The sequence below is a fragment of the Enterobacter sp. JMULE2 genome, from assembly GCF_013337145.1.
GTDB lineage: Bacteria > Pseudomonadota > Gammaproteobacteria > Enterobacterales > Enterobacteriaceae > Enterobacter > Enterobacter mori.
In genome coordinates this window covers 292,721-307,910 of record NZ_SGWD01000015.1, presented here as the reverse complement: position 1 = coordinate 307,910, position 15,190 = coordinate 292,721, and the positions used below count along the sequence as shown (strand labels likewise).

Sequence of the window (15,190 nt, the reverse complement as noted above, 5' to 3'; positions counted from 1 at the left end):
ATGGCGGGCTTTCTGCGCATATCTGAAGTAATACGATCAATCACTGGGTGAATCAGGAATTTGAAAATGAAAATAACCCCTCGGAATTTTAAAAAAATAAACCTGGCGTTCTGTGTCGCTGCTGCATTAAGTGCATTTATGGCCAACCCCGCTTATTCAGCTGAAAAAGTGGAAAAGGCCATTGATTTACCGGTAGTGATCAAACCGACGCCAAAAAATACGGCACCGCAACCTTATCGTCCGGTGGCGGGCGTGACGCCTGAGCTGGCACAGGTTGTCGTCTATTACCCACAGGGCACAGTTCCTGCAGCGGTCTATGTTGACCGCGAGCTGCAGTCCGTGTTGTTACCAGGGCAGTTTACCGTTCTGTGTGCGGCACCGGGCGCGCACACGGTGGAGTCATTCTTCAACGATCACCCGACGTACCAGGGCAAGCAAAACCCTCAGCAACAGTTGAGCACCGAAAGCGCGCAGACCTATTTTATTCAGGTTAATCCGGGCACTGCGGGCAATACAGCGGCGCTGGAGGAACGTTCGCGTGCGGAAACGCTTCTGAAAAATATGCACAAGCAGACCAAAATTATTAACCGTGCATCTCAGGTCAAACCCTGTGATTACGTGAATAACACCGGCGTAGTGCTCATTCAGGAACAGGTGCTGTTCCGCTTTGCGGCGAGCAACTCGGCGGGAATTTTTGCGGAATCTCGTAAGAAGCTGGATGACGTGGTGAAGTTTATCCGTCAGGCGAATAACGTTCGTGAGATCCAGATCGTGGGCTATACCGATGCGATTGGTAGCCGTGAGGCCAACCAGCGTCTGTCTGAAGCACGTGCGAATACCGTTCGTTCGTTGCTGATCGAGAAAGGGATCAAGCCAGAGATGATCAACAACACCGTTGGTCAGGGCGTGGCGCAGAGCGCTGAAGGCTGCGGTACAAATGCCAGCCAGCAGGCGGCAGGCTGTAACGTTAACAGCCGTCGTGTGGAAATTTTAGTGAAAAGCCACTAAGCCGCGTGTATGACTAAAATACGGATCGCAGAGATGCTATCCGTATTTTTTTATTGGTATATCAAAGAGAAAGGTTCTGAAAAACGAGGTGTCATGCAAACTGTGGTTCGTGGGTTTTGATCTTCGCATTGGTGTACAGCTTTTTCTTTTCTCTGATTATCTCATGCTCAATTGACGCTTTAATGATCTCGCCGCAGGAGTATATTTTCTTTAAAGAGTTAAAGCCCAGCTGTTTCATTATGTTGTTGGTGTACGTATAGGTGGTTTTGGGCTTAATGTTGTGCACGATACTGATATCATCAATGGAATAACCCGCAATCATCAGCTTTAACACAGAGAACTCCATATGCGTCAGTTCGATGTATTTCTTGATAATCTTGTTTTTGCTTGGGTGGCGCTGCGTATGCATTTTTTTTATGATCTCATCGTTCGTGAGATTGTTGATATTCACAAGGCGATGCTTGTAATGAGAGCAAATGCAGGAAAACAGCTCCGGAAAAATATCCGAGTGATAAGCAATAATGATTTCTGAAATGGCTGCGTTATTTGTTTTTCTGCGTAGAGAAATCAGCCAGTGGAAATAAACAATATTGCTGTATATGGAGTCAGGTAAAACCAGGTACAACGTATAAAAAGACCCTCTCCTGACCTCTTTCGCCCAGGCAAACAAGTTTCTTTGGTCATCAAACGAGATAATGTTCTCTTTACTGAATGTACCGGATAGCAAGTGACTCAGGCCGATATTACTGAAGTTACATCGGGATAAAATAACTCTGGAGGTATCCATGGGTATTCCTTTAGTGAACTATACCCGTCATACTTCAAGTTGCCTGTGCGTTGGCTGTCCTCGCTCACCCCAGTCACGTACCTATGTACGCTCCTGGGGATTCGCTGCGTCGCCGCCTTCATGCAACTCGAATTATTTAGGCTATAAAATGGAAAAAAGTCCATCTTCGTAATCTTTGCATACCGACAGACAGGTATTACGGTATGAATATATTTATATTCTACACGATATAAATAAACGCTTGATTGAGAAGACTCCCTCACTAAATGGGAATTGTTTACCTAAGTCGCACGGTTTTGCTTTTAGACATTAATGTAAGAATGCGAGGTTTTCAACCAGGAATATTCCACGTATGCAGGACAGATAAAACGGGGAGCGTTATAATTTCAACAGTTACGATTCACGTGTATTACTCCTCGTTAGCGACGTTTTGTGTGATGGAAAATTAAAAAGGGAATGTCATTGTTCAGAGGTGACATTGAGAAAAGCATGAAGAAAATTTCAGTTCTGTTTATTTTAACCTCTATTATTTTGCTTGCAGGCTGCCAGATTGCACCGGGCAGCCATATTGATACGTCCGGGAAAAACATTGTTCAGGCACAGGATGATAAAACGCTCAACGACGTCGATATCAATGTGTATCCCGTTACGCCAGCCCTGATCGAGCGGCTACGGGAAAACGTGATGGTTGCGCAGGGTAATGCCGAGCTGAACAAGCGTCTGGACGCGTATGAGTACCGTATTGGCGTGGGCGATATCATTATGGTGACGGTGTGGGAACACCCGGAGCTCACCACGCCGTCAGGCCAGTATCGCAGCGCCAGCGACACCGGCAACTGGGTACATTCAGACGGGACCATTTTTTATCCTTACATCGGCAAAATTGCCGTGAAGGACAAAACGGTGACCGAAGTGAGGGAGATGATCACCGAGCATCTGGCTAAATATATTGAATCCCCGCAGGTCGATGTGGGGATCGCCGCATTCCGCTCGCAAAAAGTGACAGTCTCAGGCGAGGTGAATCAATCCGGCCAGCAACCTATTACCAACGTGCCGCTGACCATTATTGATGCGGTAAATCAGGCGGGCGGGCTGACCGAGAATGCAGACTGGGGCAACGTGGTATTAACCCAGGGCGGTAAGAAGTCGAAGGTCTCCCTGCAGGCGCTCATGCAGTATGGGGATTTGCAGCAAAATAAACTGCTCTACCCTGGCGATATTCTCTATATCCCGCGCAATGACGACTTAAAGGTCTTTGTTATGGGGGATGTCGTCAAGCAAACCACCATGAAAATGGATCGTTCCGGCATGACGCTGACAGAAGCGCTGGGGAATGCGGAAGGGATCAATCAAATGACAAGCGATGCCAGCGGCATTTTTGTCATTCGTTCTGAGGCGAAACCTGATGCAGAAGCGGGGAAACAAGCGGCTATTTATCAGCTCGACGCGCGTGATGCCACCGCGCTGGTATTGGGCACGGAATTTAAGCTTAAACCATACGATATTGTCTATGTCACGACGGCGCCGGTTGCACGCTGGAACAGGGTGATTAACCAGTTAATGCCAACCATTAATGGTATCTACAGCCTGACGGAAACCACGCGCTTTGTCAGAAACTGGGGTAACTAATCGTGTATGGGCGATATACCTCCATCCTGGTCGTCTGCACCGGCAATATCTGTCGTTCCCCGGCGGGGGAACGGATATTGCGTTCGCGCTTACCCGGCATGAGGGTGGACTCTGCCGGTATTTCAGCGTTAACAGGGGAACCGGCGGATCCCGTCATGCGGCAGTCGGCCAGCAAACAGGGTTTTTCTATAGAGGGCCATCTTGCCCGACAGCTTACGCCTGCTATGTGCCGCGAATACGATCTGATCCTGACCATGGATAAGCATCATATTGAAGCGGTTACACAACTGGCGATGGAAGCCCGGGGTAAGACCTTTTTATTCGGATATTGGCTCCAGCAACTGGAAATTTCAGATCCTTATCGCCGGGGAGCTGAAATATCCGACATTATTTTCAAACAACTTTTTTCCGCTGCCGAAGAATGGGTCAAGGTTTTCCAGCAGGTTAAATAATCAAGGCTGATTAGAGTATGTATAACAAACACGTTAGCAATGCCCCTCCCGATCCTGTTCAGCGGGAGGAGGACATTGATATTGTTCAAATCCTTAAGGTGCTGTTTTACAGCAAAGTCTGGATAGCGGCGACGACCATTCTGTTTATCATTATGGGGATTATTATTGCTAACATCTCGACGCCGATTTACAAGAGCGATGCGTTAATTCAGGTTGAGAAGAATTCCTCTTTAGGCATTTTAAACAAGCTGTCTACCATGCTCCCGGAAGGTTCCGGAGTCAGTTCTGAATCCGAAGTATCGTTACTCAAATCACGCTTAGTGATGGGTAAAACGGTACGTGATTTGAAGCTGGATATTGTCGTAAGAGAAAAAACCTATCCTGTTGCGAATGCCACTCTGCAGCGTCTGTTGGGTCATGAACCGGCGACGCTCGATATTGCCTATTTGTCCGTACCGGAAAAATGGATGAATACCCCCCTGAATCTGGACATCGCGGTTTCTGGAGACTTCGCCCTGCACGTGGGGGATGCCGTCGTGAAAGGTAAAGTGGGTGTACCTGTTCAGGCCAGCGGTATTGAGCTTCTGATCGAATCGGCCAAACTCACGGAAAACACCGCGTTCAGTGTGACAAAGCGCAATGAGCATTCGGTCATTGAAGAGCTCAAAGAGCGCGTCTCCATTGATACCAAGTCGGGGGGGAATGGCATGCTGCACCTGAGCATGATCGGCCCCGACCCGGTGACGATCAGCCAGATCCTGGACAGTATTGCTCAGAACTATCTGGCGCAGGACGTTGAGCGCAAATCAGCAGAGGCAAGCAAAAGCCTGGCGTTTTTAAATAAGCAGCTGTTGCAGATCAAAAGCAATCTGGTTAACGCCGAGAGTAAACTGAATGAATTCAGAAAGAATAATGAGTCCGTTGACCTGTCATTAGAAGCCAAATTCATTCTGGATAACGTCGTCTCTATTGATACGCAGCTCAATGAACTGACCTTTAAAGAGGCGGAAATTTCCAAGCTGTATAAGCGTACTCACCCGGCCTATAAAGCGTTGTCTGAGAAAAAAGCCATTCTGGTTGCGGAAAAAGAAAAGCTGAACCAGCGTATTAGCGAGATGCCCAGCACCCAGCAAGAAATTTTAAGCATGACCCGCGATGTCCAGATGGGTAATGATATTTATATGATTTTGCTGAATAAACAGCACGAGCTTAATATCAGTAAGGCCAGTACCCTGGGGAATGTGCGTATTATTGACCATGCGGTCACGCAGCAGAAACCGGTGAAACCGAAAAAAATATTGATTGTTCTCTTATCAGCCTTAATGGGGTTCCTCTTTTCCTCCGGGGTCATCCTTGTTCGCAACATGCTGATAAAAGGGATCCGGCAACCTGCTGAGCTGGAGAAACGTGGCATTCCTGTCCTTGCCGTTGTTCCCCTGGCACCTGAGTTAACGAAGCGCAGGCGGTGCCGCGCCATTCCGACTTATCAGTCTGACGAACTGCTGGCGAAATCGACGCCAACGTCGCTGGCGGTCGAAGCGTTAAGGGGGCTGCGTACCAGCCTCCATTTTGCGATGCTGAAATCGGACAACAAAATATTAATGATCTCCGGGACGTCGCCCGGGGTCGGTAAATCTTTCGTGAGTTCTAACCTCGCCGTACTGATGGCGCAGGCGGGTACGCGGGTATTGTTGATCGACTGCGATTTACGACGAGGGTATTTGCACCGTGTTTTCTCTGCGGCAGAAAATGGGGCAGGGCTTGCGGATTATTTATCTCAGGACGTTAATATTTCGACTGTTATTCAGCACACGGAATACCCGGAAGTGGATTTTATTGGTCGCGGACGAATGACCAATAATCCTGCTGAGCTTTTTATGTCTGAGAAATTCAAGACGCTGCTCACGTCGTGCTCAACGCAATATGACGTGATTATCATTGATACCCCGCCGATCCTGAGCGTGACGGATGCGTCCATTGTTGGCCGATATGCATCAACATCCCTGATGGTGGTGCGCTTTGAGCAGAACTCCCTGAAAGAGGTGGAGGCAGGGCTGCGCCGCTTCGATCAAAATGGCATCGCCATCCAGGGCACCATATTTAATGGCGTAGAGAAGCGCGCCGCTGAACCTTACACCTACGGCGACTATTCCTATCAGGAATAAAATCTAGTAACGGAACAGGTCAACACTATCCGGGATGTATAAAATTCCGAATATTGGATGACTTGTTCCTAATCAAAAGTTCCATATATGTGGTGCAGTCTGAATGCCAATTCAGATCAAAAATGACAGAATTAGCCTCAATTCTATGCTCTTAAATTCTAATTAATGAAATGGAAGGAAACCACAGGAGGTCAATCATCATAGGATGTGAAGTAATTATTTAGAGTGGCGAAGTTATATTTCTAAAAGAATGTAATGATTCCGTAATAAAGAGTAGGTAATAATGAAAAGTAAAAAGAATAATGTCTTTCAATTAGAGCTTAAGTGGCACCCTGTTGCCGCTTCGGTTCTGCTCGCTCTGCCATTTGTTGCGCACACAGCAGAGATCAGCATGAAGAACGGTATCGTTGCTTCTGCTGGAAACGTGCCTGTCATTAACATTAACAAAGCCAACGATAAGGGGCTTTCGCATAATGTGTATGACAAGTTAAACGTGGACAAGAACGGTCTGATCTTCAATAACAGTGCTGCAGGATCGAATACCGTTCTGGCAGGCCAGATTCAGGGTAACAGCAACCTGACCTCCGGCTCAGCGAAAGTTATTCTCAACGAAGTGACCTCGAAAAATGCCTCTGCTATTAACGGCATGATGGAAGTCGCAGGTGATAAGGCAGATTTAATTATCGCCAACCCGAACGGTATTACCGTTAACGGTGGTGGTTCAATTAACACCAGTAAATTGACCCTGACGACCGGTACGCCGGATATTCAGAATGACCAGCTGGCGGGTTACTCCGTCAACGGTGGCACCATTACCCTGGGTAAACTGAATAACTCCAGCCCAACTGAAATTCTGTCTCGTAATGTCGTTGTGACGGATAAAGTCACCGCTAACGAGCTGAACGTTGTGGCGGGCAATAACTACGTTAACGCTGCAGGCCAGGTGACCGGGTCGGTAACCGCTGCCGGTACGCGTAATGCCAATAGCATTGACGTTGCTGCGCTGGGCGGCATGTACGCCAACAAGATCAACCTCGTCAGCACCGAAAGCGGTGTCGGCGTCCGTAACCAGGGCGTTATTGCGGGTGGTCTCAATGGGGTCAATATTGACGCCAACGGCCAGCTGCTGAATAACAATGCACGCATTGAGTCCTCTGGTCAGATCAATATCAAAACCAATGGCGCACTGAGCAACACCACCGGGGATATTACCTCCGTCGGTACCATCGCGCTGGACACCAACAAAAACAGCCTCAACAACAGCCGTTCGGGCAACATCTCGACGATGGCTGACCTCTATGTCAACAGCGGCGCTGTCGACAACACCAACGGCAAAATGGCGGCGGCGGGTATGCTGGCGGCCGACACCAACGGCAATACCTTAACCAACTACGGTAAAGGCAATGCGGTTGGGATTGAAGCCGGTATCGTGGCGTTAAAAACCGGTACGCTGAACAACAGCAACGGTCAGATTAAGGGCGGATACGTTGGCCTTGAGTCTGCCGCGGTGAACAACAACAGCGGTTTGGTTGACTCCCTGGGCGATGTGAACGTTGTCAGCGGCGGCAACGTCGACAACAACAGAGGTATCATCCGTTCCGCGGGCGGCTTCACGAAAATCGCAGCCAAAGGTGCGGTCAACAACGGCTCGACCAAAACGGCCGATACCGCCAGCGATGACTCTTTAGGCATTATCGCCGAGAAGGGCGTGCAGATTGCGGCGAACAGCATCAATAACAACGGTGGGCAGATGGCGTCGAATGGCGATATCTCCCTGGAAAGTGCCGGCGCTATTGATAACTACTCCGGCAAGCTGAACTCCACCAGCAAAGTGATCGCCAAAGCGGCCTCTATGCGTAACGACAACGGCGGCGTGGCGGGTAAAACCGGCGTTAGCATTGCGGTGGGTGGCAACATCACGAACTACATTGGCGTTTACAGCTCTGAAGAGGGCGATGTTGCTCTGGCATCCAATGCCCTGAACAACCGCGGCGGCTTCATTATGGGACAAAACGTTTCCATTAATGCCAACGCAGGCGTGAACAACAACACGGCGTTCATCGTTGCAAGCAAAGTATTAAGCGTCACTGCGGGCGATAACATCGAAAACCGCTACGGTACCGATTTCGGTTCTGCGTTCGGCACCTACTTCGGTATGCCGCAGCAGAACGGCGGTATGGTCGGTAAAGAAGGCGTTTCGCTCTCCGGGAATTACATCTACAACAACCAGAGCCGTATTGTTGCTGAAGATGGCCCACTGACCCTGCTGGCAAAAGGCAACGTGGATAACTCCCGCGCACTGCTGGTGAGCGGCGGAGATGCCACCATCAAGGTTGGCGGTTCGCTGAACAACAACTACTCCACCCTCTACAGCGCGGGCAACATGGCTATCGAGGCCAACAGCCTGAGCAACTACAGCGACGGCGCGCTCGAAGACAACAATGCAACGGGCGTGATTGCGGCGGATAAGAACCTGACCATGAATCTGAAGGGCAGCCTGACCAACTATGGTTGGATCAGCAGCCTGGGCGATGCCATCGTCAACATTCTGAACGGCTCTTTCACCAACCGTAATACCGTTTCTGCTGAGAAATCACTGACGGTATCCGCGCTGACCGGTATCGAAAACCTGAAAGATATCGCCGCTGGCGAGAATCTGGTGGTGAATTCCCAGCGTGGCGTGACCAACAGCTCCAACAGCAACATGGTTGGCGATAAGGTTACGATCGCCGCGGGTTATGACATCAATAACCGCGGGAACATCGTTGCTGACAGCAGCCTGGCAATGAGCGCGAAAGGTAACATCTATAACGATCTGAATATGATCAGCTATGGTGACGCGACCTTAAGTGCCAATACCATTGATAACAACTCGCGCAAAATCAAAGCGGTCGGTGATTTAACGCTGACTGCCGCCGGGAACGTGAATAACAGCCGCGGTGAAATCAGCTCTGAGACTGGCGACGTGACTATCACTGCAGGTGGAACGGTTGATAACTACTACGGTCAGATCCTGTCCGGTAGCGACATTGCCCTGAAAGCGAACCGACTGAATAACGATTACGGTCGGGTTGCAGCAAACGGCAATATCGATCTGGCGCTGACAGGTAATTTCGACAGCAACCGTGGTTCAGTTCTTTCGCAGGCGGGTAACATCAAGCTGGCGGCCAACACCGTTGATAACAACAATGGTCTGATCGCAGGTAAGAACGTTACCGTCGATGCAAAAGGCACTGTGTACAACAACACCGCAATGATCGTGGCGGACAATAAGCTCTCCGTTAACGCGGCAGGGAATATTGAAAACCGTGACGGTAACAACTTTGTTCGTAATCATGGCGAAACCTTCGGCGTGACGGGCGATGTTGGCGGCATGATTGGTCGTGAAGGCGTGTCGCTTTCCGGTCAGAACGTCTACAACAACAACAGCAGCATCATCGCGGATGAAGGTGCGCTGAGCGTGCTGTCCAAAGGGACGCTGGATAACACCCGTGCGATGCTGGTAAGCGGTGCAGATGCTGTTATCAAAGCAGCGGGTACGTTCTATAACAACTATGCTACCACCTACAGCGCGGGCAACCTGGACGTGACCGCAGGTTCGCTGAGCAACTACAGCGATGGCAGCATGGAGAACAACACGGCCACCGGCGTTATCGCATCAGACAAGAACGTTAATCTGACTGTCGATAACAGCGTGACCAACTACGGCTGGATCAGCGGTAAAGGCGATCTGAACTTCAATATCCTGAAAGGCGCACTGACTAACCGCAATGCCATCTCTTCAGGTAACGCACTGGCAATTAATGCCCTGAACGGTGTTGAGAACTATAAAGACATCGTGGGTGTGACCAGCGCGAAAATTGATACACAGCGTCATGTGACCAATAACGCCAACAGCAATATCCTTGCGCAGAATATCGCGATTAATGCCGGTACCGACATTAATAACCGCGGTAATATCGTGAGCGATTATACCCTGCTGGTGAAAACAGCGGGCAATATCTATAACTACCTGAATATGGTGAGTTATGGTGTTGCCGGTGTCACCGTCAACAACTTGACTAACAGCGGTAGCAACGCCGTATTTGGCGGCCTGTCTGGTATGGAACTTAATGCAAATAAAGTGACCAATACCGGCGACGTTGTAGGTATGTAATTTGTAAGGTGTAACACAAGGCAGCAGCTATCGCCTGATAGCGCAAAGTCAGAACGAGACCCTGCTGCCTTTTTTTCTGAGAAAGTTAATGAAATCGCGATTTAAATTTTTACCCTTATTGTTGCTGTTAAGTTTTCATGCCTTCGCGGAAGAGGGTATTAATAACCTGATTAAACAGCAGCAAAATGCCGATTTGAATACTTTCAAAGAACAAAAGGTATACCGGCAGGACGTTTATTCCAGTACCGAACGTAAAGTATTCAGGCTGAATGATTTACCGCAAGAAGAGAACTGCTTCACGATTAGGTCTCTGGTTCTTGAAAATGATTTTCTTCAGCGTAAGACCGACAGGGCAATCAAAAAAGAGATCCTCGGCCGCTGTGTAGGCAGTATTGGCGTGGTGAAAATTGCCGCGGCGCTGCAAGATTTTTATATCGATGCGGGTTACATCACCACCCGTATTACGATCCCAACGCAAAACATTGCGTCCGGCACGCTGAAGCTTGACGTGAGTGCAGGGAAAATTGAAAAGATTATTGTCGACAGTAACGACATTAATCCGCTGATGCTGCCTTTTGCGAAAGAAGACATCCTGAATATTCGCGATATTGAGCAGGGGCTGGAAAACCTCCAGCAGGAGCCGGGTGTTGACGTCAAAATCAACATCGAACCGGGCACAAAGCAGGGATATAGCACGATTCACATCAACACGAACCGTGAAAAAAACTGGAGCGTGCGGGCGAGCTATAACAACTGGGGTGTGAAAGAAACGGGGCAGTATCTGACCTCTGCAGTGGGTTACCTGTACAACACTGCCCGCTTCAGCGACCTGTTTTATCTCGCGGGAACAAAAAGCACCAATGGCCGCTATGAAAGTGTGAGTGGTTACTACGCGCTGCCGGTAGGCTACTGGAACTATTCTCTGTTCTACAGCACCAGCAAGTCGCGTCAGACCCTACCGCTTTTCTACACCACCGTGGACTATGCGGGGAAAAGTGATTACGCAAACCTCAAAGCATCACGCGTGCTCTATCGGGATAAAACCCGCAAGGTGAGCGGCAGCGCCGAGCTGATACGCCGGAAATCCGGATATACGGTGGAGGGGGAAGAGCTGGTCTTGCAGAAGCGCGATATGGATAACGTCAAGGTTGGCGTTAACTATAAGCAGCAGTTAGTGAATGCTCACTGGGATTCGTCGCTCTCCTGGCAGCGATTCCTGAGCTGGTTCGGGGCGGAACATACGCCCGATATGATCTATGGCAACGTCAGCCCTGTCAGCCAGCTTGTTAATGTTGAAAGCAACTATACCCGCCAGCTCGGCGGCAATGTGTATAACGCTTTTTTTTTGGCGCAATACGCGCCGCGCGAGCTGACGCTGCAGGACCAAATGACGATGGGCGACCGCTGGAGCGTGCGCGGGTTTGAAAACAGCGTGGGTCTCACCGGGAACAGCGGATACTACCTGCAAAATACCGTTTATCGTCCGGTGCGGGGCATAGACGCTAACTACTATTTGGGTGTCGACGCAGGCCATATAAGACGGGACAGCCTCTACGGCGAAGAGATTATCATCGGCAGCACAATAGGTATTCAGGGTAACGTCAAAAGCCTGGCGTACGATTCGTCAATCTCCATGCCGGTAAAATACCCGGGCAGCATGGACGTGAATAAATTTAATTTTAATCTGAATGTTTCTTATCAGCTCTGAACAGGGAAGTACGAAAAATGCGTATCGGCACGGACATCGTGGAAGTTTCGCGAATAGAGCGGGCGATAAAAAACTGGCAAACCGATTTTTTACATCGCGTCTTTACCCAACAGGAAAATATAAAAATTAACCGCGAAGACCCGAATTATGAACGAGCCTCGGGATTCTGGGCGGCAAAAGAGGCGGTCGTCAAAGCGCTCGGCTGTGGATATCGCGACGGGATCACCTTTAAGGATATCGAAATTGGCCATGACGAATTGGGATGCCCCCATTTTATTTTTTCCGGGCGAGTAAAAGAGATGCTTGTCGAAAAGCAGCTCGAGAATGCCTCGCTCAGTATTTCGCATTGTCAGAATTATGCGACTGCCGTTGTCATACTTTATTAACCTAACTATTTGTGAATATTATGTATCAATATAACGATCTTAAGGAAAAGACGGTTCTGGTCACCGGAGCGAGCGGAGATATTGGTCTGGCGATCTGCGCGAAGTTTCTCGATCAGGACTGCGATGTTTACGCGCTGTATAAATCAAATGCTACGCAGTTAACGGAGCTGAAAGAGACGCATCCGGCGGGCAGCAAGCTGTCTATTATTCAGTGCGATCTCGCCGATCCGCAGAGCGTTTCTGCACTCTGTTCTCACCTGACGGAAGCCGTCGGCAAGCTGGATGTGCTGGTAAACAATGCCGGTATTGTGAAAGACAGCCTCTTTGCCTCAATGAGCTTTGATGATTTCAGCCAGGTGGTGGACACCAACCTGTTCAGTATTTTCCGCCTGACCAAAGAGGCGTTAATGCTGCTGCGTTCTTCAGAAAACCCGGCCATCATCAACGTCGCGTCCATTGCGGCCATTATCCCAAGCGTCGGGCAGGCGAACTACAGCGCGTCTAAAGGGGCGATTCTGGGCTTCACCCGCACGCTGGCTGCCGAACTGGCACCTTACGGCGTGCGCGTCAACGCCATCGCGCCGGGGATGATTGAATCCAAAATGGTGAAGAAAGTCTCCCGCACGGTGGTGCGCGGCGTGACCGCCTCTATTCCGCTGCGTCGTCTGGGCAAATGTGACGAGGTGGCCAATACCGTCGTCTATTTGGGCTCGACAGCGTCCAGTTACATTGTGGGCCAAACCATCGTTATCGATGGCGGCCTGGTGATGCGGTGAGTTATGTCTAAATACGTTATCCCCTCGAAGATCTTTCTGGAAATGGGCGGCTGGCGTCAGCCGCTGCTGATGGTCGACAGAATTGATGACTTCAAATACGGCGAAAATGGCTTTGTGAAGGTGACGAAGCACATCACCTATAACGAGCCTTATCTGCTCGGGCACTTCCCGGACGATCCGATCATGCCCGGGGTGATTATTTCTGAAATCTTTGGTCAGGCCAGTGAGTACCTCTCGTTCCTCACCGATATCTGCGATATCTACAGCGAAACGTACGGTGGTGAACTCAAATCGTTACGCGATATCCATGCGCTCATCACGCGTGATGAGATGCGGGAGATCATCCGCACCCGTCGCGCGCAGGTGCGCGGCGTACTGGCTGCCCAGAATTTAAAATTTAAAGACATTGCCTACCCTGGCGACTCGATTGAAGTCACCAGCAAGCTGGCATTTTCTGATGCTCATGGCTTTAAGCACTATTCCGTGACGGCGAACGTCGGGAAGCGATTAATCAGCCACGGCACCATTATTAATTACCGCGAAAGTAAGTAAACCCCTGAGAGAGTTAATACCATGACAACAATGAAAAATGAAATTGACCAGCGCAAGGATGTGCTGATGACAATTAAAACCGAGATTATTCAGCGTTTAAATATTCAGCGCGATGAATCTCAAATTGATGATGATACAGCCCTGTTTGGCAATGGCTTAAAGCTGGATTCCGTCGATGCAACGGAAATCGTGGTCATGCTGGATAAAGTTTTCGATATTAAAGTTAACGAAAGCGACGATCCTTCTTATATGAGAAGTATCAATAATCTGGCGACGTTTATCATCCAGAAGAAAAAAGCTTAATTTATCTTTGCGAATAACAGGATCCCGTTATGAAGTCTCTTTATGATTTCCATTTGAAAAACAATGCGAAAATGGGCATTTACAACAATGCCAACGTTCCTTCTGCCTATCACGACCCGATGGTGGAATACAAAGCCGTACGTGAAAATGCCCTGCTGGTGGACTATTCACACATGTCCATCGTCAGCGTGATGGGTGATGACGCATGGGCCCTGGTGAATAACCTGGTCTCTGCCGATGTCTCTATTATTCGTGACGAGCAGGGGATCTACTCTCTGGTGCTAAATGAAGACGGTACCGTCCGCGGCGACGTGTACGTGCTCTGTTCATCCGACGGCTATTACATCCTGTCTGAAAACATCCCGTCATCTGAGCTGATCGCGGGTCTGAATGCCCTTCTGGAAAAAGCCGACGAGCTGGATATCCAGGAAACCCCGGAAATTGCCGACATGCGTGAGCAGAGCTGGGGCGCAATCATGGTTGAAGGGCCTTACTCCTGGGAGCTGATGTCCGAGATCCACGGTTTCGACGTCATCGGCCTGCCTTACTACGAGTACATGAATACCGATAACGAACTGATGGTATTCCGCTGCGGCAAACACGGCGAGTTCGCCTACATGGTTGTGGGCCAGCAGGAACAGCTGCTGGATCAGTGGCAGCAGCTGCTGGAGCACGGTAGCAAATACCAGCTGCAGACCGGCGGGCTGGACTACCAGAAAATTGTGCGTATCGAAAACCCAGGCTGGGATGACGCGCTGTGGGCTGGCTACAACCTTAACCCGGTAGAGCTGCAGCTGCAGTGGGCCGTGCAGTACGACAAAGAAGGCTTTGTGGGTAAAGACGCCGTTGAAGAACTGTCTCACGGTGAAGGCGCGCGCAAGGTTATCGGCATGATCGTCGAAGGGGAATGCGCGGGCATTGCTTCAGGCGACAGCGTGCTGGTTGACGGTCAGGCTGTGGGTAACGTTGTGAAAGCGGTCTTCTCTCCGGCGCTGCAGTGCTTCATTGCGCTGGCACTGCTGGAAAATGAATACGCATGGTCTGATATCAGCGGTTTCGCTATTCAAACGAATACGCAAACCGTCGCGGCAAAAACCAAAGGTATGCCATTTATTTATAACCTGAGCATGCTGGTTAATCCGACTGAGCACAGCTTTATCGACGCGTCTAAAGCGAAAAGCGCGCTGTAATTCATTATTCATCTTTAACAGTGAGTGAGATATCCGTGGGCAATATAACGCCACGGATCCTTTCTCGCTGTTTAGTGT

Annotated in this window: 12 protein-coding genes; 11 read left to right on the top strand and 1 reads right to left on the bottom strand. The window is 49.6% G+C overall.

All coding sequences use genetic code 11. The annotated features are described in order from the left end of the window. Positions 1-66: 66 nt before the first annotated feature. On the top strand, positions 67-1,008 hold the full coding sequence (locus EXW94_RS19485) for an OmpA family protein (RefSeq protein WP_108415632.1): 942 nt from the start codon (positions 67-69) through the stop codon (positions 1,006-1,008). 91 nt (positions 1,009-1,099) lie between these two features. Here EXW94_RS19485 and EXW94_RS19480 read toward each other — a convergent pair whose 3' ends face one another. Continuing rightward, complete coding sequence (locus EXW94_RS19480) at positions 1,100-1,795, bottom strand: LuxR C-terminal-related transcriptional regulator (protein ID WP_174340787.1); 696 nt, start codon at positions 1,793-1,795, stop codon at positions 1,100-1,102. Positions 1,796-2,284: 489 nt separating this feature from the next. Here EXW94_RS19480 and EXW94_RS19475 point away from each other — a divergent pair, with 489 nt between their 5' ends. From EXW94_RS19475 to EXW94_RS19430, 10 genes are all read left to right on the top strand, one after another. Next, positions 2,285-3,424: a polysaccharide export protein gene (locus EXW94_RS19475; RefSeq protein ID WP_100167202.1), complete on the top strand. Its 1,140-nt coding sequence runs from the start codon at positions 2,285-2,287 to the stop codon at positions 3,422-3,424. Positions 3,425-3,426: 2 nt separating this feature from the next. Beyond that, entirely contained in the window at positions 3,427-3,876 is a 450-nt protein-coding gene (locus EXW94_RS19470; RefSeq protein WP_375336649.1) for a protein tyrosine phosphatase, read from the top strand. A gap of 17 nt (positions 3,877-3,893) precedes the next feature. Next, entirely contained in the window at positions 3,894-6,041 is a 2,148-nt protein-coding gene (locus EXW94_RS19465; RefSeq protein WP_174340786.1) for a polysaccharide biosynthesis tyrosine autokinase, read from the top strand. Positions 6,042-6,324: 283 nt separating this feature from the next. Then, complete coding sequence (locus tag EXW94_RS19460) at positions 6,325-10,197, top strand: filamentous hemagglutinin N-terminal domain-containing protein (RefSeq protein ID WP_174340785.1); 3,873 nt, start codon at positions 6,325-6,327, stop codon at positions 10,195-10,197. Between the two features lie 88 nt (positions 10,198-10,285). Continuing rightward, a complete protein-coding gene (locus tag EXW94_RS19455) occupies positions 10,286-11,905 on the top strand; it encodes a ShlB/FhaC/HecB family hemolysin secretion/activation protein (protein WP_174340784.1) in 1,620 nt (539 codons plus the stop codon). Positions 11,906-11,922: 17 nt separating this feature from the next. Further along, on the top strand, positions 11,923-12,291 hold the full coding sequence (gene acpS, locus EXW94_RS19450; protein WP_010427837.1) for a holo-ACP synthase: 369 nt from the start codon (positions 11,923-11,925) through the stop codon (positions 12,289-12,291). Positions 12,292-12,311: 20 nt separating this feature from the next. Next, positions 12,312-13,067 carry an SDR family NAD(P)-dependent oxidoreductase gene (locus tag EXW94_RS19445; protein ID WP_010427839.1) on the top strand — a complete coding sequence of 252 codons (756 nt, stop codon included), beginning with the start codon at positions 12,312-12,314 and terminating at the stop codon, positions 13,065-13,067. 3 nt (positions 13,068-13,070) lie between these two features. Further along, complete coding sequence (locus EXW94_RS19440; RefSeq protein ID WP_010427841.1) at positions 13,071-13,619, top strand: 3-hydroxyacyl-ACP dehydratase FabZ family protein; 549 nt, start codon at positions 13,071-13,073, stop codon at positions 13,617-13,619. A 21-nt stretch (positions 13,620-13,640) separates the two neighbouring features. Next, positions 13,641-13,922, top strand: coding sequence for an acyl carrier protein (locus tag EXW94_RS19435; protein ID WP_029484982.1), 282 nt, complete (start codon positions 13,641-13,643; stop codon positions 13,920-13,922). Positions 13,923-13,951: 29 nt separating this feature from the next. Then, the gene (locus EXW94_RS19430; RefSeq protein WP_108415637.1) at positions 13,952-15,112 is read left to right on the top strand and encodes an aminomethyltransferase family protein; all 1,161 of its coding nucleotides are present in this window, start codon (positions 13,952-13,954) and stop codon (positions 15,110-15,112) included. The last annotated feature ends 78 nt before the right edge of the window (positions 15,113-15,190 follow it).

What these genes read in the sequence shown, in the direction of transcription:
- EXW94_RS19485 (WP_108415632.1), top strand. Translation starts at nt 67, where the DNA reads ATGAAAATAACCCCTCGGAATTTTAAAAAAATAAACCTGGCGTTCTGT.
- EXW94_RS19440 (WP_010427841.1), top strand. Translation starts at nt 13,071, where the DNA reads ATGTCTAAATACGTTATCCCCTCGAAGATCTTTCTGGAAATGGGCGGC.
- EXW94_RS19475 (WP_100167202.1), top strand. Translation starts at nt 2,285, where the DNA reads ATGAAGAAAATTTCAGTTCTGTTTATTTTAACCTCTATTATTTTGCTT.
- EXW94_RS19455 (WP_174340784.1), top strand. Translation starts at nt 10,286, where the DNA reads ATGAAATCGCGATTTAAATTTTTACCCTTATTGTTGCTGTTAAGTTTT.
- EXW94_RS19480 (WP_174340787.1), bottom strand. Translation starts at nt 1,795, where the DNA reads ATGGATACCTCCAGAGTTATTTTATCCCGATGTAACTTCAGTAATATC.
- EXW94_RS19430 (WP_108415637.1), top strand. Translation starts at nt 13,952, where the DNA reads ATGAAGTCTCTTTATGATTTCCATTTGAAAAACAATGCGAAAATGGGC.
- EXW94_RS19435 (WP_029484982.1), top strand. Translation starts at nt 13,641, where the DNA reads ATGACAACAATGAAAAATGAAATTGACCAGCGCAAGGATGTGCTGATG.
- EXW94_RS19460 (WP_174340785.1), top strand. Translation starts at nt 6,325, where the DNA reads ATGAAAAGTAAAAAGAATAATGTCTTTCAATTAGAGCTTAAGTGGCAC.
- acpS (WP_010427837.1), top strand. Translation starts at nt 11,923, where the DNA reads ATGCGTATCGGCACGGACATCGTGGAAGTTTCGCGAATAGAGCGGGCG.
- EXW94_RS19445 (WP_010427839.1), top strand. Translation starts at nt 12,312, where the DNA reads ATGTATCAATATAACGATCTTAAGGAAAAGACGGTTCTGGTCACCGGA.
- EXW94_RS19465 (WP_174340786.1), top strand. Translation starts at nt 3,894, where the DNA reads ATGTATAACAAACACGTTAGCAATGCCCCTCCCGATCCTGTTCAGCGG.